The organism is Bradyrhizobium sp. URHA0013 (assembly GCF_000518345.1).
Taxonomy (GTDB): Bacteria; Pseudomonadota; Alphaproteobacteria; order Rhizobiales; family Xanthobacteraceae; genus Bradyrhizobium.
This window is the reverse complement of record NZ_KI912426.1, coordinates 555,012-578,294: the sequence shown is the minus strand read 5'-3', so window position 1 is coordinate 578,294 and position 23,283 is coordinate 555,012. Positions and strand designations below refer to the sequence as shown.

Below are 23,283 nucleotides of genomic sequence, written 5' to 3'. Positions count from 1 at the left end.
ACGGACATGGCGGCCATGAGCAACGAGACATTGCTGCGCGAAGACATTTGCCGCTTCGGACGGTCCCTGTTCGAGCGGGGGCTGACGCCCGGCTCCTCCGGCAATATCAGCGTCAGGCTGGACGGCGGCGGCTGGCTGGTGACGCCCACCAATGCCTCGCTCGGCTTCCTCGATCCCGCAAAACTGTCGCGGCTGGACGATCAGGGCCGACTGGTTTCGGGCGATGCGCCGACCAAGGAAGTTCCGCTGCACAATGCACTCTATGCCACGCGCGGGAGCGCAAGGGCGATCGTGCATCTGCACTCCACCCATTCGGTTGCGCTGTCGATGCTGCCGGAGATCGACCCGCGCGCCGCGCTGCCGCCGATGACGGCCTATTATCTGATGAAATGCGGCGCCACCGCGCTCGTGCCCTATTACCGCCCCGGCGATCCCGCGGTCGCGGATGCGATCAGGGGACTGGCGGGAAAATACTCATCCGTGCTGCTCGCCAATCACGGCCCGGTCGTCGCCGGCGATACGCTGGAAGCAGCGGTGTTCGCGACCGAGGAGTTGGAGGAGACGGCGAAGCTGTATCTGCTGCTGCGCGGGATGAACCCGCGATATTTGTCGCCAGAGCAGGTGACGGATCTGGTGAAGGTGTTTGGGGTGGCGCTGCCGGAGCATGGGCACGAGGAATGAGCCTCGTGCAGCCGTGGGTGAACTAACACCGTCCTGCTCACCGGTGTCATTCCCCGCGAAGGCGGGGAATCCAGTACGCCGCGGCTTCTCGGCTCAATCACAACGGCCTCTGGAATACTGGATCGCCCGCCTTCGCGGGCGATGACGCCGAGTGTGTTGCGTGAGCGTGCCCAACACTTCGCGGCTACAGCCCCAAATACGCCTTGCGCACGTCGGGATTGCCCTTGATCTCGCTTGCCGCGCCCTGCATCAGCACGCGGCCGGTTTGCAGGATGTAGGCGCGGTCAGCGATTTCCAGGCACTCCGCCATGCGTTGCTCCACGATCAGCACGGTCATGCCGGCGTCGCGGATGCGCTTGACGGCCTGGAAGATCTCGTCGACCAGCTTCGGCATGATGCCCTGCGAGGGCTCGTCCAGCATCAACAGCCGCGGGCGCGTCATCAGCGCCCGGCCGATCGCGAGCATCTGCTGCTCGCCGCCGCTTAGCGTCTCGGCGCGCTGCTCGAGGCGTTCGGAGAGGCGCGGAAAGAGCTGGAACACGAGATCGAGAGGGCTCTCGCGGTCGGCCTCGCCGCGGTAGAGATAGCTGCCGAGGCGCAGATTGTCGCGCACGGAGAGGCGCGGAAACAAGCGGCGGTTCTCCGGCACATAGGCGATGCCGGTGGCGGTGATGTGGTGCTGCGCCATGCCGTCGAGGCGCTTGCCGTCGAACGTCACCGTGCCCGAGCGCGGGCGCTCGGCGCCGGCGATGGATTTCAGCAGCGTCGACTTGCCCGCGCCGTTGGCGCCGGCGACGCAGACGATCTCGCCCTTGGCGACTTCGATGCTGACCCCGGAGATCGCGACCAGGCCCTGATAGGCGGTCGTGACTTCACGCACCGACAGCATGACGATCTCCCAGATATGCGCTGATCACCTTGGGATCGCGGACGATTTCAGTGGGCTTGCCCTCGACCAGCACCTTGCCGAGGTCGAGCACGATGGCACGATCGACCAGCGGCATCACGATCTCCATGACGTGCTCGACCATCAGGACGGTAATGCCGGCGTCACGCACCTTGCGCACCAGCGCCACACCGGTCTGCGCCTCGGTCGGCGTAAGACCAGTGAGGACTTCGTCGAGCAGCAGCAATTTCGGTTCTGTTGCAAGCGCGCGCGCGACTTCAAGGCGGCGCTTTTCGGCCGGCACGAGGTCGCTCGCGAGCACGTTGGCGCGCGCGGCAAGGCCGGTAAATTCGAGCACCTCATGAGCCTTGCGGCGTGCCTCGCGCATTACGGTGTTGCGCACGAGAGCGCCGACGATGACGTTGTCGATAACGGTCATGGTCTCGAAGCTCTTGACGACCTGGAAGGTGCGACCGACGCCGCGCTGGCAGCGCTCGGCGGCCGGCATGCTGGTGACATCCTCGCCGTCGAACCAGATCGAGCCTTGCGTCGGCGGCAGCACGCCGGCGATGAGATTGAACAGCGTCGACTTGCCGGCTCCATTCGGGCCGATCAGGCCGACGATCTCGCCGCGGCCGACCGAGATCGAGACGTCGCTGTTGGCGACGAGGCCGCCGAAGCGCTGCCAGACGCCGCGGGTTTCAAGCAGCGGGGTCATCGCGTGGCTCCCTTCCGCTTCGCACGAGAGAACAGGCTCACCAGACCCTGTGGCAGGGCGAGCGAAATCAGCACGATCAGCGTGCCGTAGACGATGAGATCGACGCCGCGGCCGGAGCCGCCGATATAGGAGCGCGTCAGCTCCGTCATCGGGATCAGGATGGCCGCTCCTAACACGGGCCCCCAGAGGGTGCCGATGCCGCCAAGCACGGCCGGCAACGCCATCAGCAGCGAGAACTGGAAGCCCATGACGCTTTCAGGATCGATATAGGCGAGAAACTGCGCATAGAAGGCGCCGCCGATGGCAACGAGGAAAGCAGAGACGGCAGCCGCGCCCATCTTGGAGTTGAACACGACGACGCCGAGGCTCTCGGCCGCTTCCGGATTGTCCTTTACCGCGCGCCACCAGAAGCCCCATTTGGAGTCCTCCAACCACCAGGTGACGAACCAGGCGAGGCTGCATAGCACCAGTGCGAAATAGAAGTACGGCAGCTTGCTGCGCATGAACTGGAATTTCAGCCAGCTGTCGCCGCGCACCGGAATGGTGATTCCCATCGCGGCCCCCGCCCATTCCCAGTTCTGGAACAGCAGCAGCCCGATCTCGGCGATAACGATGGTCGCGATCACGAAGTAATGGCCACGCAGGCGGAAGAAGGGATAGCCGAGCCCCATCGCGATCGCGGCCGCGACCGCGCCGCCGGCGAGCATGCCGAACCATGGCAGCACGCCGAATTTGGTGAACAGCAGCTCGGTGGTGTAGGCGCCGATGCCGAAATAGAGCGCGTGTCCCAGCGAGATCTGCCCGCAATAGCCGGAGAGAATATTCCAGCTCTGCGACAGCGCCGCATACATCAAGGTCAGGATCAGGATGTTCTGGACGTAGACGTCCTTGATGAACAGCGGCGCGAGCGCCGCCAGGGCGGTCAACACCGCGGCGATGATGAGGTCGCGGCGGCGCCGCGCGGCAAAATCCTTGTCCATCACATCGATCCGAACAGGCCGCGCGGCCGGATGAAGACGACCAGCAGGTAGACGGCGTAAATGCCGACCGATTTCAGCGACGGCGGCAGCACCAGCGCGGTGGTTGCCTCGACGAGGCCGACGATGATCCCGCCGGCGAAAGCGCCGAACACGCTGCCGAAGCCGCCGAGCGCGACCGTGACGTAGGCGATCAGCGCAAAGGACGCGCCGACGTCGGGATAAATATAGAAGAAGCTTGCCATGATCGCTCCGGCGAGGCCTACCAGCGCGGCACCAAGCCCCCAGCCGAGTGCGAACACGCGGTTCTTGTCGATGCCGACGAGGGCCACCGCGCCGGGATCTTCACGGGTGGCCTCCAGCGCGCGACCGAAATCGGTGCGATGGATGAAGAAGTAGAGGCCGGCAAAGGCCAGGATCGAAACCAGCGCACCCATGAGCTGCGGCTCCGGCAGGAAGACGCCGGCGATCGAGATCGTCTTGCCGCCGAGCCAGGACTGCGGAACGCTGCGATAGTCAGGCGTGAAGAAGAATTGCGCGAGGCCGCGCATCACGATGGCGAGGCCAAAGGTGGAGAAGATCTGCACCATGCCGGCATTGGCCTTGGCTCGCATAGCGAAGCGTACGATCAACAAATAGACGACCGCTCCGAATACGAACAGCGCGGCGGCCACCAGCGGCGCCGACAGCAAGGGGTCGATGGCGAAGAACGTGAACAGGAAGAAGCTCACATACATCGCGATCATCAGGAACTCGCCATGGGCGAAGTTCACGACGTCCATCAGGCCGAAGATCAGCGCGAGGCCGACCGCGATCAGTCCGTAGAGCAGACCCATGAGAAGGCCGCTCGCGAGACTTTGGATAATGGTTTGGGCTGTCACCGGTGGTCCCCCGCTCGAAATATCATCGTTTGCTCCGTCATTGCGAGCGAAGCGAAGCAATCCAGAATCTCGTCGCGGAGACAGTCTGGATTGCTTCGTCGCTTCGCTCCTCGCAATGACGAGGCTCTTGCGACGATCTCGATTTGCTTCCCTGCTCCCGCTCGCCGTGTCTTACTTCATCGGCCAGATCGCCTCGGCGATCGCGGCCTGCGGTGGGAAGATGGTGACGAACTTGCCGCCGACATATTGCAGCAGCACCGGGTCGGCGTCGTTGTTCTGGCCCATCTCGTCGAACTTGACGCGCTTCCAGGGCATGATGGTCTGCTCGCCCGGGATGTCGGTGGCGGCCAGCGCGTCGCGGATCTTCTCGCCGTCGGTCGACTTGGCGCGGCTGATGGCGTCGGCGAGGATGATCAGGCCCATGAACTGACGCGAGGTGAGATCGTTGAAATCCTTGCCCGACCGTGTCTTGAACATATCGTTGATCTTGCCGACCATCGGGCGCTTCTGCGCGAGATCGAGCGAGAAGGTGCCGCGCGAGATCACGCCTTCGAGCTTGTCGCCGACGGCGTCGTAGAGCGCCTTCTCGGAGAAGCCGGCGTCCTGCGCCACGATCGCGTTCGGCTTGTAACCGAGCTCGCCCATGGTCTTCACCAGCAGGATGCCATCGGTGGTGTAGCTCGAGGGCATCAGCACGTCGGCGTTCGCGCTCTTGAGCTGCTGCACCTCGGCCGAGAGCGAGGGCGAGTTGGCGCGATACTTGATGTCGGAAACGATCTTGTAACCGCGCTCGCCGGCGATCTTGGCCTGGGCATTACCGGAATCGGTGCCGAAGATGGTGTCCTCGTGGAACAGCGACAGCGTCTCGATCTTGGTGCCCTTCTTCTTCAACGCATCGAAGAAGTCGAACATGGCGGCCGAGTACATCTCGTCATGCGGCGCGGCGCGGAAGTAATATTTCAGGCCGCGACGGTGCAGGCTCGGCGAGGAGTTGTCGGCGGAGACGAACGGGATCTGATAGCGCTCGCAGATCTGGCTGACGGTGACGGCGACCGCGCTCTGATAGGTGCCGATGATGGCGGAGACCTTCTCCTGCGTGATCAGGCGCTCGGCCTCGGCGCGGCCCTTCTGCGGATCGGCCTGGTGGTCGGCGAACACGAGGCGGACCTTTGCGCCGCCGAGACCCGGCAAGCCCTCGCCCTTCGCCAGCGGCAGGTCGAAATCGGTGTCCTTGTTGATGACCTCGAGCGCGGTCTCATAGGCCTTCTGCGCGTCGACGCCCTGCTGCGCGCTGCCGCCGGAGAACGGATAGATCACGCCGATCACGACTTCCGAAGTCTGTGCGCGGGCGGCCAGCGGCACCAGCGCGGCCGTAGCGGTGGCTCCCAACAATACGTCGCGGCGAGTGATCGTCATGGCAAAGTCCCCTGTTACTGAATTTCGGCTGATCGAATGAAGCGATTGATGGATGCGGTAAAGCTCGAAGAAGCAGCAAACGCTGCCCACTAAATCACGGCCATGGTCCTGTTCTTGAGATCCGTCACCAGCATCAGGCCGGGCGAATGCGTGATCGCGAACGGCAGCTTGGCAGCGTTGATGACCGATTGCGGTGTCACGCCGCAGGCCCAGAACACCGGGATCTCGTCGTCGGCGACCGGCACCGGATCGCCGTAATCGGGCTTGGCGATGTCCTTGATACCGATCAGGTGCGGATGGCCGAGATGCACGGGCGCGCCGTGCACGGCCGGATAGCGCGAGGTGATCTGCACCGCGCGGATCGCATCCGCCGGCTTGAACGGACGCATCGACACCACCATGGGACCGGCGAAGGGACCGGACTCGCCGCAAGCGATGCTGGTGCGATACATCGGCACGCGCACATTGTGCTCGATGTGGCGGATCGGCATGCCCTCGTCGAGCAGCGCCTCTTCGAACGAGAACGAGCAGCCGAGCACGAAGGTCACGAGATCGTCGCGCCAATGCTTTGTCACATTGGTCGGCTCGTCCACGATCTCGCCGTCGCGCCAGACGCGGTAGCGCGGCACGTCGGTGCGGATGTCGAGATCGGCGCCCAGCGCCGGGATGTGCGGACTGCCCACATCGGACATGCCGATGATGGGGCACGGCTTGGGATTGAGCTGGCAGAAGCGGTGAAAGGCGCCGGCATATTCCGCCGGCAGGATCGCCAGATTGCCCTGGACGAAGCCGGGGGCAACGCCGGCGGTGGAGGCGACCAGCCCCTCGCGGTAGGCAAGCCGCGCCTTGCGGCTCGGGAGCGTGTCGGGCGTTTCAGTTTGCTGCACTGCCACCAAAACAGTCATGGGATCGACCTGCCTATAAACTCGACAAAGACAAGCCAACACCACGCGTGCTATAAAGTCTAATCTTCCTTTCTAATCAATATCGATAAATTTCATTTATCGAACGGGAAAATCCTTCCAATGCTGGACTTCAGATCGATCGAGACGTTCCTTTGGGTTGTGAAGCTCGGCAGCTTTCGCGGCGCCGCAGCACGCCTCAACACGACCCAGCCGGCGATCTCCCAGCGCATCGCCCAGCTCGAGCGCGAGATGGGGGTGAAGCTCCTGAATCGCGACCACCGCGTGGCCTCGCCGACGCCGAGCGGCCGGCAGATGATGGTCTACGCGGAGAAGCTGATCGGCCTGCGGGCCGCGATGATCGCCGAGATCGGCGATCGCTCCGCGATGCGCGGCGTGATGCGGCTCGGCGTCGCCGAGACCATCGTGCACACTTGGCTGCCGAGGCTGGTGAAGAGCATGAACGAAGTCTACCCGAACCTGTCGCTGGAGATCGAGGTCGACATCACGCCGAACCTGACCGCGCGCCTGCTTGCGCAGGAGATCGAACTTGCTTTCGTCGTGGGTCCGCTCTCGGCCTCCGGGGTGCACAATCGCGTTCTCGCCGACTATCCGATCGGATTTCTCGCCAGCCCCTCGCTCGGCCTCGGCCATGGGCCGGTCACCCGGGCCGAGCTCGCCCGGTTTCCGATCATTACATTTCCGCGGAAGACGCGGCCCTACGAGGTCGTGCGCGAAGTGTTCGACCGGCCGGAGCTTCCGCCGATCCGGCTGCACGCCTCCGCCTCGCTTGCGACCGTGATTCACATGGCGGTCGAGGGCCTCGGCATCGCCGTGATCCCCGACGCCATCGTCGAGAGCGAGCTCGCAGACGGGCGGCTGCAACTGCTCGACACCGATCTCAAAATCGCGCCGCTGACATTCACCGCCAGCTGGCTCGCCTCGCCCGACGTCGTGGCGGTGGAGCGGGTCGCAGAGCTTGCATGTCAGATTGCGCAGGGCAGCCTTACAGTTGACGCGCCCGCGCCGGCGCGTCATTGAAACAGGCGCCGGACAAATGAGAGACTGACCGCATGAGCCGAGCCGCCACCAATTTGCAAATCGATTCCGCCCGCCTCTGGGGCTCCATCCACGAGACCGCGCAGTTCGGCGCGACGGCCAAGGGCGGCGTGCGGCGGCTGACGCTGAGCGCGGAGGACAAGCTGGTGCGCGACTGGTTCCGCAAGGCCTGCGAGGACGCCGGCTTAGAGGTGCACACCGATGCGCTCGGTTCGCAGTTCGGCCTGCGCAAGGGACGCGACATGTCGAAGCCGCCTGTCGGCATCGGCTCGCATCTCGACACGCAACCCACCGGCGGCAAGTATGACGGCATTGTGGGAACGCTCGGAGCACTGGAAGTGATCCGCACGTTGAACGACGCCCGCATTGAGACCGAGGCGCCGATCTGCGTCGTCAACTGGACCAACGAAGAGGGTTCGCGCTTCGCTCCCGCGATGATGGCCTCCGCCGCCTATGTCGGCGACTTCACCACCGACGACATCCTGTCGCGCAAGGACGCCGACGGCACCACCGTCGGCCAGGCGCTCGACAGCATCGGTTATCGCGGCGACAAGCCGGTCGGTTTCCAGAAGCTCGGCTGTTTCGTCGAGTTGCACATTGAGCAGGGCCCGATCCTGGAAGCCGAAGGCAAGACCATCGGTGTCGTCGATTCCGGCCAGGGCGTACTTTGGTACGACGGCAAGATTTCCGGCTTCGAGAGCCATGCCGGGTCGACGCCGATGCCGCTGCGGCGCGACGCGCTGGCGACGCTGTCCGAGATCGTGCTGGCGATGGAGGCCATTGCGAGCAAGCACGGGCCGAAGGCAGTCGGCACCATCGGCGAGGCCGTGATCGCAAACCCGTCGCGCAACGTCATTCCCGGCGAGATCGCCTTCACGATGGATTGCCGCAGTGCAGATGGCGCGATCATGGATGCGCTCGATCGCGATCTGCGCAGCGCGATTGCCGAGATCGCCGCACGCCGCAAGGTCGAGGTGAAGATCGACCTGGTCTGGCGCAAGCCGCCGACGCATTTCGATCCCAAGTTGATTGCGGCCGTCGAGAACGCGGCGAAGACGCTCGGCTACTCCTCTCGCCGCATCACCTCCGGCGCCGGCCACGACGCCTGCAATCTCAACACAATCATGCCGGCCGCAATGGTGTTCGTGCCCTGCAAGGACGGCATCAGCCACAACGAGCTGGAAGACGCCACGCAGGCCGATTGCGCCGCGGGCACCAATGTCCTCATGCACACGGTGCTGGCGATCGCCGGCGTCGCATCCTGACCGGAGAGAGAGTCATGCGCGGAGTTTTCGTCGACGCCAACGAAGCCCTGGCCGTGATCATGGAGCGCCTGGAGCAGCCCGGCGATCCCAAGGTGCGGATCCACAGGGATCCCGACATCAAGCCCGAGCAATATCCTGAAATTCTCGACGGCGCCGAGATCGCGATCGTCGACCATACCGCGCTGCCGACCGATGTCGCAAAGAAGTGCGCGGGGCTGAAACATGTCGTGTTCCTCGGCACCGGTGCACGCAGTTACATGAACCCGGAGGAGCTCGCTGAGCTCGGCATCTCCGTGCACCTGATCAAGGGCTATGGCGACACGGCGGTCGCGGAATGCGCGATCGCGCTGATGTGGGCTTCGGCCCGCGTCATCGCGATGATGGACCGAGAGATGCGCGGCGGAAACTGGCTGCGCGAAGACGGCATGCAGCTCACCGGCAAGACGCTCGGCCTGATCGGCTTCGGCGGCATTGCCGCGGAAGTCGCGCGCATCGCCTCAGGCAGCGGCATGAAGGTGATCGCCTGGAACCGCTCGCCGAAGAGCTATCCGGGCGTGGAATTCGCCGATCTCGACACGGTGTTGGCCAGAGCAGACGTCGTATCGCTGCATCTGCTGCTCAACGACGAAACGCGCGGCATGATCACCCGCGAGATGATCGCGAAGATGAAGCCGGGCGTCATCCTCGTCAACACCGCCCGCGCCGCAATCGTCGACGAGGCCGCCATGATCAACGCGCTGAAGTCGGGCCACATCCGCCATGCCGGCCTCGACGTCTTCAACATCGAGCCCCTGCCCGGCGATCATCCGCTGACAAAACTGCCGAACGTGACGTTGTCGGCGCATTCGGCGTTCCGGACCCCCGAGGCGAGCGAGAACCTCATTCATGCGGCGTGGGAGCACTGCCGCAGAATCGTAAAGGGATAAGAGCACCAACAATGGCCGACTATCGCACCATCAAGGCACAGCCGCTCATCGAAGCCATCAGTGCCATCGTCAAGGCCGGCGGCTCCACGGACCGCGAGGCCGAGCTCGTATCCACCAATCTGGTCGAAGCCAATCTCAAGGGACACGACTCCCACGGCGTCGGCATGATCCCGCGCTATGTCCAGAGCGTCACCACGGGCGGCCTCGCCGTGAACCAGCACGTCAAGATCGTGCTCGACACCGGTCCGCTGCTCACCCTCGACGGTCTCACCGGCTACGGCCAGGTGATCGGCCATGAAGCGATGGAGCTGGCTGCCGAGCGGGCCAAGCGCAACGGCGTGTGCCTCGTCGGCCTCTCGAACTCGCACCATATCGGCCGGATCGGCCACTGGGCCGAGCAGTGCATCGACCACGGACTGGTCTCGATTCACTTCGTCAACGTGATCTCGCGCCCGATCGTTGCGCCGTGGGGCGGCAGCGATGGGCGCCACGGCACCAACCCGTTCTGCGTCGGCATCCCGCGCGCGGGCAAGGACCCCATCGTGCTCGACTTCGCCACCAGCAGGATCGCGCAGGGCAAGACCCGCGTCGCCCACAACAAGGGCGTCGAGCTCGAGCCCGGCACCATCATCGACAATGAGGGCAAGCCGACCACCAACCCGCGCTACACCGTGATCCCGCCGCACGGCGCCATCTTGCCGTTCGGCGAGCACAAGGGGTCGGGGCTCGCGCTTGTGTGCGAAATCCTCGGCGGCGCGCTCTCCGGCGGGCAGGTGGTCAAGGGCCCGTCCGATGGCAAGTACAACGTCCTCAACGGCATGCTCTCGATCATCATCGATCCGACCAAGCTCGGCACCGCGGAGAATCTCGCGCGCGAAGTCGAGAGCTTCGTCGCCTGGCACACCGGCTCACCGCCCGCCGTCGGCGTCGACAAGGTGAAGATCGCCGGCGAGCCCGAGCGCGAGACGAAACAGAAGCGCCTGGCTGAAGGCATTCCGGTCGATCCGACCACCTGGCAGGAGATCTTGGAGGCCGGGAAGAAGTTCGGGCTGGATCAGGCGGCGATCGAGAAGATCGCGGGGTAGTGAGGTGGAGCAGAGCACGGTGCTCTTCCCTTCTCCCCTTGTGGGAGAAGGTGGCGCGAAGCGCCGGATGAGGGGTCTCTCTCCGCGAAGGGAAATGCACAATTGAGAGGTCTGTCTCCGCGGAGACAACCCCTCACCCGTCTTCGATGCTTCGCATCGAAGCCACCCTCCCCCACAAGGGGGGAGGGAAAGCAGCGCTCTAATCCACCATATCTGCGACCGCCTTGCCGCAAGCCGTGGTGTCGGCGTTGCCGCCGAGATCCTTGGTGCGGAGCGTGCGCTCTGCCAGCGTGCGCTCGATCGCATCGACGATCGACTTGCCGGCTTCCTTTTCGCCGAGATGTTCGAGCATCATCGCGCCGGACCAGATTGCGCCGATCGGATTGGCGATGCCCTGCCCCGCGATGTCGGGCGCCGAGCCGTGCACCGGCTCGAACACCGACGGGAAATTGCCCTCGGGGTTGATGTTGCCCGACGGCGCGATGCCGATGGTGCCGGTGCAGGCCGGGCCGAGGTCGGACAGGATGTCGCCGAACAAATTGGAGCCGACCACGACGTCGAACCAATCCGGATGCAGCACGAAGTTCGCGGTCAGGATGTCGATGTGGTACTTGTCCCACTTCACACTTGGATACTTCTTCGCCATCGCCTCCACGCGCTCGTCCCAATAGGGCATGGTGATGGAGATGCCGTTCGACTTGGTCGCTGAGGTCAGGTGCTTCTTCGGCCGCGACTGCGCGAGCTCGAACGCGAACTTCAGGATGCGATCGACGCCGATGCGGGTCATCACCGTCTGCTGCGTCACGAACTCACGGTCGGTGTCCGGGAACATGCGGCCGCCGACGGAGGAATATTCGCCCTCGGTGTTCTCGCGCACCACCCAGAAATCGATGTCGCCGGGCTTGCGGTTTGCCAGCGGCGACGGCACGCCCGGCATCAGCCGTACCGGGCGCAGATTCACATACTGATCGAACTCGCGGCGGAACTTGATCAACGAGCCCCAGAGCGAGACGTGATCCGGAATCTTGGCCGGCCAGCCGACCGCGCCGAAATAGATGGCGTCGTGCTTGCCGATCATATCCTTCCAATCGTCCGGCATCATCTGCCCGTGCTTCTCGTAATAGTCCCAGGACGAGAAGTCGAAATGATCGAAATGAAGGGACACCCCGTGCTTCTTCGCCGCGGTCTCCAGAACGCGCAGACCTTCGGGCATCACTTCCTTGCCGATGCCGTCGCCAGGAATGACCGCGATCCGGTATTGTTTCTTGCTCATCGAGAACGTCCTTGATTGCTCCGGCAGCCGCCGCCTTTTTGACCGCACTGCAATGGACCAAACGCGGCGGCAGTGCAACGCTGCACTGCAATGTTGACCATGGCGCGGCCGACCGCCTACTGATTTTATTCCCGTTCCTCTCCTGCGAGTAACTCCCATGGATCTGCATCTGCGTGGCAAGCGCGTCCTGATCACAGGCGCGTCCAAGGGCATCGGCGCGGCTGCCGCCGAGGCCTTTGCCGAGGAAGGCTGCCATCTCCTCCTCGCCGCCCGCAACGGCGATCAGCTCAAGGCTCTGGCCGAGCGCTTGCGCTCGGCGCACCAGATCGATGCCGCCACGAGCATCGTCGATTTGCGCAAGAGCGAGGATTTGACGCGGCTCGCCAAGGAAGCCGCCGACATCGACGTCCTCGTCAACAATGCCGGCGACATTCCCGGCGGCTCTATCGACAAGATCGACGAGGCGACCTGGCGCCACGCCTGGGAATTGAAAGTGTTCGGCTACATCAACCTCACGCGCATGATCTATGCGCAGATGAAGGCGAAGGGCGGCGGCGTGATCGTCAACGATATCGGCGCGGCCGGCGAGAAGTTCGACGCCAACTACATTTGCGGCAGCGCCGGCAATGCCGCGCTGATGGCCTTCACCCGCGCGCTCGGGGGCAAGAGCCTCGCCGACAACATCCGCGTCGTCGGAATCAATCCCGGTCCTGTGGGCACCGACCGTCACGTCACCTTGCTGAAGACCCGGGCAAAGCACCAGTTCGGCGACGAAAGCCGCTACAAGGAATTCCAGAAGAGCCTGCCGCTCGGCCGGCCTGCGCATGCGCGCGAGATCGGAGATCTCATGGCGTTCCTGGCGTCGGATCGCGCGGGCTACACGTCAGGCGTGATTTACACGGTGGACGGCGGCATCAGCGCGGGATGGGGTTAAGTCTGTCCACGTCATTGCGAGTGAAGCGATGCAATCCAGAAATGTATCTGCGGCAAAAGTCTGGATTGCCTCGTCGCTTCGTTCCTCGCAATGACGGAGCCTAGAACAAGCACAGGAGCAAAATAGTTGTCTCAGGACCTGATCCGCGAAACCGCGTGCACCGTCGTCGACAAGCTGCGGTCCGGCGACGTGTCGCCGCTGGAGCTCCTGGATGTGCTGGAGAAGCGCATCGGTGAAGTCGATGGCAAGGTCAACGCGCTGCCGACGCTGTGCTTCGATCGCGCGCGGGATAGCGCAAAGGCGCTGATGCGGAAGCCGGCCGGCGCGCGCGGGCTGCTCGCAGCCCTGCCGGTGCCGATCAAGGACCTGACCGACGTTGCAGGCGTGTTGAACACCCAGGGCTCGCCGATCTTCAAGGACAACATCCCGGCGACGTCCGACATCCTGGTCGAAAATCTCGAGGCCAACGGCGCCGTCATCTATGCCAAGTCGAACACGCCGGAATTCGGCGCGGGCGCCAACACCTTCAACGAGGTGTTCGGCGCAACTCTCAATCCGTGGGATACGTCCAAGTCGGCAGCCGGCTCGTCAGGCGGCGCGGCCGTTGCGCTCGCCACCGGCATGGCCTGGGTTGCGCAAGGCTCCGACATGGGCGGCAGTCTGCGCAGCCCGGCAGCTTTCTGTGGCGTCGTGGGCATGCGGCCGAGCATCGGCCGGGTCGCACATACTCCAAAATCAGCCATCGATCGTAACCTCGGCGTCGTCGGTCCGATGGCACGCAACGTCGAGGATCTCGCGCTGCTGCTCGATGCCATGAGTGGCGACTATGCAGCCGATCCATTGTCGCTTCCCGCGCCTGCGACCTCATTCCTGTCAGCGGCACAATCAGGCAAGAAACCGAAGCGCATCGCCTACTCGCCCGATCTCGGCATTACGCCGGTCGATCCCGAAGTCAAAGCGATCACACGCAAGGCGGCTGAACGCTTTGCCGAAGCCGGCGCCATCGTCGAGGAGGCGCACCCGGACTGGCGCGAGGCGCACGAGTGCTTCCACACGTTGCGCGCCTTCGATTTTGCGATCAGCAAGGCCAATCTGTTGCGCACCAAGCGCGACCTGCTCAAGCCCGAAGTGATCTGGAACATCGAGGAAGGCCTCAAGCTCACGATCGAGCAGCTCGAACGCGCCGAGGCGCAGCGCGTCGGCATGACCGCGCGTGCGGTCGAGTTCTTCAAGAGCTACGATCTGCTGCTGGTACCGACCACGATCGTGCCGCCCTTCCCGATCGAGCATCGCTATGTCGCCGAATGCGCCGGCAAGAAGTTCGACAATTACGTCGAGTGGCTCGGCATCGTCTATGCGATCACGCTCGCCTGCTGTCCCGCGCTGTCGCTGCCGTGCGGCTTCACCGAATCGGGACTTCCGGTCGGCCTGCAGGTCGTCGGGGCTCCGCGCGCGGATGCGCATGTGATCGCCGGCGCCAAGGTGCTGGAGGATATTTTGGGCGTGCGCGGCACGACACCGATTGATCCGCGCGTGAAGAACTAGCCTCTCGTGTCCCGGACGCGGCGCAGCGCTTCTTCAGCGGTGTGCTGCAGAGCCGGGACAAGAGAGATAGTCACCTTCCGCTCGTCGCCTCCAGGCTGCGGCTATACCGCGACATCGCGAAGCAGAAGACAAAATAGATCCCGGCGACGAAGATGTAGACCTCGACGGAGAATTGCTGCCACGCCGGATCGATGATCGCGGTCTTGGCCGTTGTCAGCAAGTCGAAGATACCGATGATCAGGACGAGGCTGGTGTCCTTGAAGAAGGCGATGAAGGTGTTGACCAGCGGCGGGATGACGTGGCGGATCGCCTGCGGCAGGACGATCAGCCGGTTCTTGCGCCAGTAGGACAGGCCGAGCGCGTCGGCGGCCTCGTATTGCCCGCGCGGCACGGCCTGGAGGCCACCGCGAATGACTTCGGCAAGATAGGCACCCGCGAACAGGATGATCGCGACCTGCGCGCGCAGGAGCTTGTCGATGTTGAATCCGTTCGGCATGAACAGCGGAAACATCACGCTGGCCATAAACAGCAGACTGACCAGCGGCACGCCGCGGATCAGTTCGACATAGAGCACGCTGAGCGAGCGGATCGCCGGCAGCTTTGAGCGCCGGCCGAGTGCGACCAGGATGCCGAGCGGGAAGCCAAAAGCCAGACCAAAGGTCGCCAGGATCAGCGTCACGGGCAAACCGCCCCAGCGGTCCTGCGAGACGAACGACAGGCCGAGTATGCCGCCCCACATCAACATGCTGATCAGCGCGAGAGCGGCGATCCAGAGATAGGCCAGCTCGCGCCGCCATAGGGCGCGGCGGGTGGAGAGATAGAACAGGGCGATGAACAGCAATACTGCCAGCGCCGGCCGCCACTGCTCGTCGAACGGATAGGTGCCGAACAGGATGAAGCGGTATTTTTCGGGGATGATCGCCCAGCATGCACCGACGCCGCGTACCGCGCGGCAGGCGCTGGAATCGTTCGCCGGGGTGAGCCAGACCGCATTGGCGATGCCCCATTGCACGAAGCTGAAAAGGCCCTTTGCGAGCACTGCCAGCAACGCGACCGAGAGGATGCCGTTCGGGATCGACGAGAACAAATTGGCGCGCAGCCAGCGCAGCACCGGGTTGCCAATTTGCGGGCGGCGGGCGGCGCGCGGTGCTTCCGGAATGTCGGCGATCGCCGTCATGGTCAGCGCTCCACCAGCGCGATGCGCGAATTGTACCAGTTCATGAAAAAGCTGATGCCGAGGCTGATCGTGAGAAACACCGCCATGATCAAGGCAATAGCCTCGATCGCCTGCCCGGTCTGGTTCAGCGTCGTGTTGGCGACCGAGACGACGTCCTGGTAGCCGATCGCGACCGCGAGCGAGGAGTTCTTGGTGAGGTTGAGGTACTGGCTCGTCATCGGCGGCACGATGACGCGCAGCGCCTGCGGCAGGATGATCTGCCGCAGCATGAAGCTGCGGCGCAGGCCGAGCGCATTGGCGGCGTCCCACTGGCCGCGCGGCACCGACTGGATGCCGCTGCGCACGATCTCGGCGATGAAGGCCGAGGTGTAGGTGACGAGCGCGATCAGCAGCGCGAAATATTCCGGCGCGAGCGTCAGCCCGCCGACGAAGTTGAAGCCGCGCAACCCAGGCCATTCGATCGTCCAGGGCACGCCGAGCAGCACGGACACCGCCGCAGGCAGCCCAACGAGCAACCCGAGTCCAAACGGCCAGGCCGGCCGCGGCCTGCCGTCGCGCATTTGCTGCGCGATGAGCCGCCGCTGGATGACATAGAACACCACAAGCCCGAGCACTGCCGTGCCGAGCACCCAAAGCTGCGGCGTCCCGATCGGAATCGCCGGCAGGATCAGCCCGCGATTAGACAGGAACACGCCCTCGATCGGCCGCCATGCCGCGCGCGCCGCCGGCAGCGCTTGCATCAGCACGTACCAGAACAGGAGCTGGAGCAGCAGCGGGATGTCGCGGAGCGTTTCGACATACACCGCGGCGAGCCGCGACAGCAGCCAGTTGGCCGACAGCCGCGAGATGCCGATCACCGTGCCCAGGATGGTTGCAAGCACGATTCCGATCACGGCGACGCGCAGGGTGTTGGCGATGCCGACGACGAAGGCCCAGAGATATGAGTCTCTCGGATTATAGGCGAGCAGGCTGTCGGCGATGGGCATGCCGGCCTCTCGGCCCAGGAAGGCAAAACCGGTCGTGATGCGGCGCGCGGAGAGATTGGTGACCGTGTTGGACCAGAGGAAGGCGATGACCGCGACTGCGATCCCCACCACCAGGGCCTGCCAGAACAGGCCTTTCAGCTCGCGTTGTCCGAAAGCGCCGAAGAAGCGACGGCGCGGCGGCGGTCTCGGAGCGTCTGACGTCACAGCACAAAAATCCTTCTCAAGACGGCGATTTCCGGCAGCGTACGTCAACTGTTGCACCAAACTCTACTTCGTGCAACAAATGTTTCATGGCCGAGCCCGCCAAATCCTCGCCGCTGAGCGAACTGCGCATTGCATTGCCATCGCTTCCGATGCGGTTGCAGGAGGTCGGGCGTTTCGTCGCGGCCAACGATTACGACGCCACCACGCGTTCGATGCGCGATCTCGCAGCGGTTGCCGGCGCCAATCCCGCCGCCTTCACGCGGCTTGCCAAGGCGATCGGCTATTCGGGCTGGGACGAATTGCGCGCGGCACTGACGGAGGCGCGACGGCCCTCGCAGACAGCGCCCTTCTCCGGCCGCGCCAGGAGCCGCCGCCACGGCCCGAATGCCGATGTCGCGCTCGTCACCGACAAGCTGGAAGCCGAGGCCGCCGGCCTTCCGCGCATCCCGGCCCAGCCGATTGCGGAGGCGGCACGCGCGCTCCACGATGCCAAGCGGGTCTGGATCACCGGCTACCGAAGCTGCCGCAGCGTCGCGGAACTGCTCAACTATGAGCTCCGGCTGTTTCGCCCCGAACAGGTGCAACTCGTCGGCACGTCCGGCCCCGACGATCTCGACCTCGGCGCGTTCCGGCCCGGCGAAGCCGTCATCGTCATTGGCTTCATGCCCTACACCCATGCGAGCGTCCGGGTGGCGCAGGCCGCCTATCGTGCCGGCGCCACCCTGATCGCGATCGCCGATAGCCCTTCGGCGCCAATGGCCGAAGGCGCCGACCACGTGCTGCTGTTCGAGGCGGCCTCCTCTCCCGGCTTTTTCCCCAGCCTCACCGGCGCCATTGCGATCGCGCAATCGCTCGCCGCCGTGACGTTTTCGCTCGGCGGCACGGCCGCGAAGAAGCGCCTGGAGAATACGGAGGCGCGGCTGGCCGCGGCCTCAACTTACGTTTCAGAGAAAGGTTGACCCATGGTCGCTCGCACCAGCCGCGTGCTGCATCGCTCGCTGCGCGAAACGCCGCCCAAGGCGATCGGCGGCGAAGGCGTCTATCTCTTTGCCGAGGGCGGGCGCCGCATCATCGACGCCTCCGGCGGAGCTGCGGTCTCCTGTCTCGGCCACCAGCATCCGCGCGTGATCGCAGCGATCACGAAGCAGGCTTCGACCCTCGCTTATGCCCACACATCCTTCTTCTCGTCCGAGCCGGCGGAGGCGCTGGCGGAGAGGCTGGTCGGCCATGAGCCCGGCGGCCTCGCCTACGCCTATTTCGTCAGCGGCGGGTCGGAGGCGATCGAGGCCAGCATCAAGCTCGCGCGGCAATTTTTCATCGAGCGCGGCGAGCCGCAGCGGCAGCATTTCATCGCCCGGCGCCAGAGCTATCACGGCAATACGCTCGGCGCGCTCGCGGCGGGCGGCAATGCCTGCCGCCGCGCGCCCTACGCGCCGCTGCTCTCCGACGCCTTCAGCCATGTGACCCCGGCCTTCGCCTATCACGAGAAGCACGAGAGCGAATCCGACGCGCAATTCGTCGCCCGGCTCGCGGCCGAACTCGAAGCCGAGTTTCAGCGCCTCGGTCCCAATACGGTGGCGGCGTTCCTCGCAGAGCCCGTCGTCGGCGCCACCGCAGGTGCCGTGACGGCGCCGGACGGCTACTTCAAGGCGGTGCGCGAGATCTGCGACCGCCACGGCGCGCTGCTCATTTTCGACGAGGTCATGAGCGGCATGGGCCGCACCGGCACCACGCACGCCTGGGAGCAGGAAGGCGTGGCGCCCGACATCCAGGCGATCGCCAAGGGTCTCGGCGGCGGCTACCAGCCGATCGGCGCGATGCTGGCCAGTGGCAGGATCATCGACACAGTCCGCTCAGGTTCGGGCGCCTTCCTGCACGGCCACACGTATCTCGCGCATCCCCTCGCTTGCGCTGCTGCGCTCGCGGTGCAGGACGTGATCCGCGAGGACGGCCTGCTCGACCGGGTCAAGGAGCGCGGCAAGCAGCTCGAGCAGCGGCTCATCGAGCGATTCGGCAATCACCGTCATGTCGGCGATATCAGGGGCCGCGGCCTGTTCTGGGCGATCGAACTCGTCGCCGATCGCGCCAGCCGGACCTCGTTCGATCCCGCGCTGAAGCTGAACCAGAAGATCAAGGCGGAGGCCTTCGCCAACGGTCTCGGCTGCTATCCCGGCGGCGGCACCGTGGACGGCGTCCGTGGCGACCACGTACTGCTGGCGCCGCCCTATATCGCTTCGCCGGAGGAGATCGACCTGATCGTCGACAAGCTCGGCACCGCCGTCGACAACGTATTGCGTCGTGTCAATCACTGAGGAGAGAATAGCATGATGAGGAAAGTGGTTATCGTAGCCGGCGTGCTCGCGGCATCGACGGTGGTCGCGTCGGCGGCAACGCTCGACACGGTGAAGAGCCGCGGCACGCTGATATGCGGCGTTAGCGCCGGTTTTGCCGGCTTCTCCGCGCCGGATTCGCAAGGCAACTACAAGGGTCTCGACGTCGATTATTGCCGCGCGCTCGCCGCCGGCGTGCTCGGCGATGCCAGCAAGGTGCGTTACGTCTCGCTGACCGCGCAGAACCGCTTCACCGCGCTCCAGTCCGGCGAGATCGACGTGCTCTACCGCAACTCGACGCAGACCTATCTGCGCGGTGTCACGCTGGGCCTGCGGCAGGGACCGGTCAACTTCTACGACGGCCAGGGCTTTGTCGTGAAGAAGGACCTCGGCGTGAAGGAGATTAAGGATCTCAAGGGCGCCACCGTCTGCGTCGCGCAGGGCACCACGCATGAGGTCACGCTCGGCGATTACGGCCGCGCCAACGGCATCGACTGGAAGCCGCTGGTGTTCGACCGCGTCGACACCATGTACCAGACGTTCTTCGGCGGACGCTGCGATGCCATGACCCAGGACGCTTCCGCGCTCGCAGGCGCCGTGACGACCGCGGCGCCGAACGCGGCCGACTACGTCGTGCTGCCGCAGACCATCAGCAAGGAGCCGCTCGGCCCCTTCACCCGCAATGGCGACGAGGTCTGGAGCGACATCATCACCTGGCTGCATTACGGCTTGATCGAGGCCGAAGAGCTCGGCGTCACACAAGGCAATGTCGACGAGATGGCGAAGTCGCAGACGCCCGCGATCCAGCGCCTGCTCGGTGCCTCCGGCGATCTCGGCTCGCGGCTCGGGCTCGACAACAAATGGCTGGTCACAGCCATCAAGGCTACCGGCAATTACGGCGAGATCTACGAGCGCAATGTCGGCAAGGCGAGCCCGCTCAAGCTCGAGCGCGGCCTCAACGGCCTCTGGAGCAAGGGCGGCTTGATGTACGCGGTGCCATTCAAGTAACGCCTCTCGTGTCCCGGACGCGCTGCGTCCGGGCCTCGCGAACTTGCATCAGGTAACGTTCAATGCCGACGTCCCTTCGCATCGCCCTGATCCACGCCCTCAAGCATTCCATCGCCCCGATCGAAGCTGCGTTCGCGAACGCGTGGCCGGAAGCGCGGCTGATGAACCTGCTCGATGACAGCCTGTCCTCGGATCTGGCACATGATGGCAGGCTCAATGATGCCATGACCGAACGCTTCCTTGCGCTCGGCCACTACGCCGCGGTGACAGGCGCTGATGCGATCCTGTTCACCTGCTCGGCGTTCGGTCCCTGCATCGAGGCGGTTGCGCGCGCACATGCGCCGATGCCGGTGCTCAAGCCGAACGAAGCCATGATCGAACGGGCGGTGACGATGGGCCGGCGTATCGGCCTGCTCTCGACTTTCGCGCCGACGCTGGCCTCGATGCCGCCGGAGTTTCCTTCCTCCGTCCAGGTCGTGCCGAAACTAGCCGAAGGCGCGCTGGCCGCGCTGGACCGCGGCGACCGCGCTACGCATGACCGGCTGATCGTGGAAGCCTCACGCGATTTGCGCGATTGCGACGTCATCGCGCTCGCGCAGTTCAGCATCGCGGCAACGGCGCCCGTCGTGGCAGAAGCTACCGGCCGCCCCGTCGTGACCACGCCCGACAGCGCCGTCGAGAAGCTGATGAAGCTGTTGGCGGCGAGGGCTTAAGCGCCGGCCTTTTTCCGGCGCCGTGCGCCCTTGATCGCCACCGCAAGCGCTGCCTTGGTTTCGCTGACAAAGTCCTCGACCAGGTCTTCGCGCGTGGCATGAGCCGCCTCGCCGGTGAACAGTCCCTGCTCAGCCAGCATCACCACGCCGTGCATCGCCGCCCAGATCTTGAGCGCCTGCCGCTCGCGCAAGTAATCAACAGCCGGAGCTTCCAGTGCCTCGATCACGAGCGCAAACGTTTCGCGGGTCGCTTCGTGCAACTTGCTACCTTTCGCCGCACACGACACCGTGCGAGAGGCGAACATCAAGCGGTAGATGCCATTGCGGCGTAAGCCGAAATTCAGCGTCGCCTGCGCCAACAGCGACAGCTTCGACCGCTTCGACGGCTTTGCCATCGCCGCCCGCAAGATCCCGTTGAGCTGCCGGAACGCCTCCGCCGTCACCGCCGCAAGCAGCGCCTCGCGATCGGCGAAATGCCGGTAGGGCGCCGGCTGCGAGACACCCAGCTGCTTTGCCAGCGCCTTGATGCTGATCGCCTCCGTCCCGCCCTGCTCGGCTTCGCGCAGCGCGGCCTTGATCAAGGCGTCGCGGAGATCGCCATGGTGGTAGGTGTTCTCGGGCTTGCGGGAAAGTTGTGAACGCATGTTGCGCAGAGCCTATAAGTTTGCGCTTGACAGGGGAAGTCCGCCGCGAATGTAATATCCTATAACTTGAATAAGAACTCAGATGGGAGCGCGCGCCGCCTTCAGGCCGGAGCGCATACGACCGAGGAAGCCGCCATGACAGAGCGACTGAGGGTTCGCGTCGATCCGGACAAATGCCAGGGGCACGCGCGCTGCAAGGCGCTGGCGCCGGAGCTGTTCGAGCTGGACGAATACGGCAACGCCCACGAAGCCGGCGACGGCACCGTCCCATCCGGCCTCGAAGACAAGGCCTGGCTCGCCAAATCCAATTGTCCGGAAATCGCGATCGACGTGATCGAGGAGTAGCGCAGCCGCTGCCCCGCGAGCCTTCCGTGCACACGAGCCCCAAGGGATTTCGAGATGTCCGACGTCAGCCAGCCCGCCGCCCATCCGCCCGTGACCGACTGGGTCCATGATTTCGACCACACCGATCCGCAATGGACGGAAGATCCTTTCCCGATCTGGGACGAGCTGCGCGCCGCAAGCCCGGTCGTGCATACCGACCGCTTCCTCGGCTGCTACCTGCCGACGACCTATGAAGCGGTGCGCCAGATCGCCAACGACAGCGAGCATTTCTCCTCGCGCCGCATCATCGTCCGTGACGTTCGGCCGGAGATCACCAGCAGAAACTCCGCCCCGCCGATCACGTCCGATCCGCCGGTGCACAAGCCAGCCAAGCAATTGCTGCTGCCGCCGTTCACGCCGGACGCGATGAAGAAGCTGGAACCGCGGGTGCGCGCGATCTGCAACGAGTTGATCGACGGTTTCATCACTGAAGGCGGACTGGACGCGGCAGAGCGCTACACCAAGCACATTCCGGTTCGCGCGATCGCCCACATGCTCGGCATCCCCGAGACAGACAGCGATCTCTTCATCCGCTGGATCCACATGATCCTGGAACTTGGCATCAAGGACGAAAACACGCTGCTCCAGGCGGTGCAAGAGATGACCGTCTATTTCAGCGCCCATATCGAAGCGCGCAAGAACAAGCCGACCGACGACCTCATTTCCTACCTGATGAATGCCAGGGACAAGGAGGGCAATCCGCTCGAGGATTCGCACGTGCTGGGCTCGCTGCGACTGCTCCTGATCGCCGGCATCGACACCACCTGGAGCGCGATCGGCTCCTCGCTCTGGCACCTCGCCCGGACGCCCGCCGACCGCCAGCGCCTGGTCGCCGAGCCCGGACTGATCCCGACCGCGGTGGAGGAGCTGCTGCGCGCCTATTCGCCGGTGACGATGGCGCGCGAAGTGGTCAAGGAGACCACGATTTCCGGCTGCCCGGTCAAGGCAGGCAACATGGTGCTGCTGTCCTTCCCGGCCGCCAACCGTGACCCGAAAATGTTTCCGGATGCTGACAAGGTCGTGATTGACCGCCGTGAGAACCGCCACGCCGCCTTCGGCCTCGGTATCCACCGCTGCGTCGGCTCGAACCTTGCGCGCATGGAGATGCAGGTTGCGTTGGAGGAATGGCTGAAGCGAATTCCGGACTTCGCCCTCGATCCGGCGGGCACGGTGACCTGGTCACAGGGAACCGTCAGAGGTCCCCGCCAGTTGCCATTTTTGCTTGGAAAGGCGATGTAGACCTCTCCAAACAGCGATGCGGAGAGGCCGGACGTGACTGAGACAAGCTC

23 protein-coding genes are annotated in these 23,283 nt (G+C 64.6%); 13 read left to right on the top strand and 10 right to left on the bottom strand.

The window, feature by feature from the left end:
* Positions 1-6: 6 nt before the first annotated feature.
* Entirely contained in the window at positions 7-681 is a 675-nt protein-coding gene (locus N551_RS0123340) for an aldolase (RefSeq protein WP_035961779.1), read from the top strand.
* Positions 682-865: 184 nt separating this feature from the next.
* Here the strand turns inward: N551_RS0123340 and N551_RS0123335 are convergent, their stop codons facing one another.
* The 6 genes from N551_RS0123335 to N551_RS0123310 form a co-directional block, all read right to left on the bottom strand.
* Positions 866-1,570 (bottom strand): ABC transporter ATP-binding protein, encoded by a 705-nt coding sequence (locus N551_RS0123335; protein WP_027568941.1) that lies wholly within the window; start codon positions 1,568-1,570, stop codon positions 866-868.
* Positions 1,554-2,285 (bottom strand): ABC transporter ATP-binding protein, encoded by a 732-nt coding sequence (locus N551_RS0123330; RefSeq protein WP_007593737.1) that lies wholly within the window; start codon positions 2,283-2,285, stop codon positions 1,554-1,556. Before N551_RS0123330 ends, N551_RS0123335 begins: the two co-directional genes overlap by 17 nt.
* Complete coding sequence (locus N551_RS0123325) at positions 2,282-3,265, bottom strand: branched-chain amino acid ABC transporter permease (RefSeq protein ID WP_007593738.1); 984 nt, start codon at positions 3,263-3,265, stop codon at positions 2,282-2,284. Before N551_RS0123325 ends, N551_RS0123330 begins: the two co-directional genes overlap by 4 nt.
* Complete coding sequence (locus N551_RS0123320) at positions 3,265-4,143, bottom strand: branched-chain amino acid ABC transporter permease (protein WP_026233279.1); 879 nt, start codon at positions 4,141-4,143, stop codon at positions 3,265-3,267. Before N551_RS0123320 ends, N551_RS0123325 begins: the two co-directional genes overlap by 1 nt.
* Positions 4,144-4,314: 171 nt before the next feature.
* Positions 4,315-5,559 carry an ABC transporter substrate-binding protein gene (locus N551_RS0123315; RefSeq protein WP_027568940.1) on the bottom strand — a complete coding sequence of 415 codons (1,245 nt, stop codon included), beginning with the start codon at positions 5,557-5,559 and terminating at the stop codon, positions 4,315-4,317.
* A gap of 89 nt (positions 5,560-5,648) precedes the next feature.
* On the bottom strand, positions 5,649-6,464 hold the full coding sequence (locus N551_RS0123310) for a putative hydro-lyase (RefSeq protein ID WP_027568939.1): 816 nt from the start codon (positions 6,462-6,464) through the stop codon (positions 5,649-5,651).
* 120 nt (positions 6,465-6,584) lie between these two features.
* Here N551_RS0123310 and N551_RS0123305 point away from each other — a divergent pair, with 120 nt between their 5' ends.
* The 4 genes from N551_RS0123305 to N551_RS0123290 are packed head-to-tail and all read left to right on the top strand — an operon-like array spanning position 6,585 to position 10,796.
* Complete coding sequence (locus tag N551_RS0123305) at positions 6,585-7,502, top strand: LysR family transcriptional regulator (protein ID WP_027568938.1); 918 nt, start codon at positions 6,585-6,587, stop codon at positions 7,500-7,502.
* A gap of 32 nt (positions 7,503-7,534) precedes the next feature.
* Entirely contained in the window at positions 7,535-8,785 is a 1,251-nt protein-coding gene (locus tag N551_RS0123300; protein ID WP_027568937.1) for a Zn-dependent hydrolase, read from the top strand.
* A 14-nt stretch (positions 8,786-8,799) separates the two neighbouring features.
* A complete protein-coding gene (locus N551_RS0123295; RefSeq protein ID WP_027568936.1) occupies positions 8,800-9,711 on the top strand; it encodes an NAD(P)-dependent oxidoreductase in 912 nt (303 codons plus the stop codon).
* A gap of 11 nt (positions 9,712-9,722) precedes the next feature.
* A complete protein-coding gene (locus N551_RS0123290) occupies positions 9,723-10,796 on the top strand; it encodes a malate/lactate/ureidoglycolate dehydrogenase (RefSeq protein ID WP_027568935.1) in 1,074 nt (357 codons plus the stop codon).
* A gap of 199 nt (positions 10,797-10,995) precedes the next feature.
* On the opposite strand, the gene N551_RS0123285 is transcribed toward N551_RS0123290, so the two are convergent.
* Complete coding sequence (locus N551_RS0123285; protein WP_027568934.1) at positions 10,996-12,069, bottom strand: tartrate dehydrogenase; 1,074 nt, start codon at positions 12,067-12,069, stop codon at positions 10,996-10,998.
* Positions 12,070-12,226: 157 nt separating this feature from the next.
* Between N551_RS0123285 and N551_RS0123280 the strand changes: the two genes are divergently transcribed.
* Both N551_RS0123280 and N551_RS0123275 read left to right on the top strand, forming a co-directional pair.
* Positions 12,227-13,003: an SDR family oxidoreductase gene (locus tag N551_RS0123280; RefSeq protein WP_027568933.1), complete on the top strand. Its 777-nt coding sequence runs from the start codon at positions 12,227-12,229 to the stop codon at positions 13,001-13,003.
* A 126-nt stretch (positions 13,004-13,129) separates the two neighbouring features.
* Positions 13,130-14,548, top strand: a complete 1,419-nt coding sequence (locus N551_RS0123275) for an amidase (RefSeq protein WP_027568932.1) — start codon at positions 13,130-13,132, stop codon at positions 14,546-14,548.
* A gap of 70 nt (positions 14,549-14,618) precedes the next feature.
* On the opposite strand, the gene N551_RS0123270 is transcribed toward N551_RS0123275, so the two are convergent.
* Together N551_RS0123270 and N551_RS0123265 are read right to left on the bottom strand one after the other, a co-directional pair.
* Entirely contained in the window at positions 14,619-15,725 is a 1,107-nt protein-coding gene (locus N551_RS0123270) for an amino acid ABC transporter permease (protein ID WP_027568931.1), read from the bottom strand.
* Between the two features lie 2 nt (positions 15,726-15,727).
* Positions 15,728-16,915: an amino acid ABC transporter permease gene (locus tag N551_RS0123265; RefSeq protein WP_027568930.1), complete on the bottom strand. Its 1,188-nt coding sequence runs from the start codon at positions 16,913-16,915 to the stop codon at positions 15,728-15,730.
* An 86-nt stretch (positions 16,916-17,001) separates the two neighbouring features.
* On the opposite strand from N551_RS0123265, the gene N551_RS0123260 reads away from it, so the two are divergent.
* From N551_RS0123260 to N551_RS0123245, 4 genes are all read left to right on the top strand, one after another.
* Positions 17,002-17,874, top strand: a complete 873-nt coding sequence (locus tag N551_RS0123260; RefSeq protein WP_027568929.1) for a MurR/RpiR family transcriptional regulator — start codon at positions 17,002-17,004, stop codon at positions 17,872-17,874.
* A gap of 3 nt (positions 17,875-17,877) precedes the next feature.
* Complete coding sequence (locus tag N551_RS0123255; RefSeq protein WP_027568928.1) at positions 17,878-19,227, top strand: aspartate aminotransferase family protein; 1,350 nt, start codon at positions 17,878-17,880, stop codon at positions 19,225-19,227.
* A 12-nt stretch (positions 19,228-19,239) separates the two neighbouring features.
* A complete protein-coding gene (locus N551_RS0123250) occupies positions 19,240-20,253 on the top strand; it encodes an amino acid ABC transporter substrate-binding protein (protein WP_027568927.1) in 1,014 nt (337 codons plus the stop codon).
* Between the two features lie 62 nt (positions 20,254-20,315).
* The gene (locus N551_RS0123245) at positions 20,316-20,966 is read left to right on the top strand and encodes an aspartate/glutamate racemase family protein (protein ID WP_027568926.1); all 651 of its coding nucleotides are present in this window, start codon (positions 20,316-20,318) and stop codon (positions 20,964-20,966) included.
* Here N551_RS0123245 and N551_RS0123240 read toward each other — a convergent pair.
* Entirely contained in the window at positions 20,963-21,610 is a 648-nt protein-coding gene (locus N551_RS0123240; protein ID WP_027568925.1) for a TetR/AcrR family transcriptional regulator, read from the bottom strand. The genes N551_RS0123245 and N551_RS0123240 overlap by 4 nt on opposite strands.
* A gap of 135 nt (positions 21,611-21,745) precedes the next feature.
* On the opposite strand from N551_RS0123240, the gene N551_RS0123235 reads away from it, so the two are divergent.
* Both N551_RS0123235 and N551_RS0123230 read left to right on the top strand, forming a co-directional pair.
* Positions 21,746-21,955 carry a ferredoxin gene (locus N551_RS0123235; protein WP_027516766.1) on the top strand — a complete coding sequence of 70 codons (210 nt, stop codon included), beginning with the start codon at positions 21,746-21,748 and terminating at the stop codon, positions 21,953-21,955.
* Positions 21,956-22,009: 54 nt separating this feature from the next.
* Positions 22,010-23,233: a cytochrome P450 gene (locus N551_RS0123230; protein ID WP_027568924.1), complete on the top strand. Its 1,224-nt coding sequence runs from the start codon at positions 22,010-22,012 to the stop codon at positions 23,231-23,233.
* The last annotated feature ends 50 nt before the right edge of the window (positions 23,234-23,283 follow it).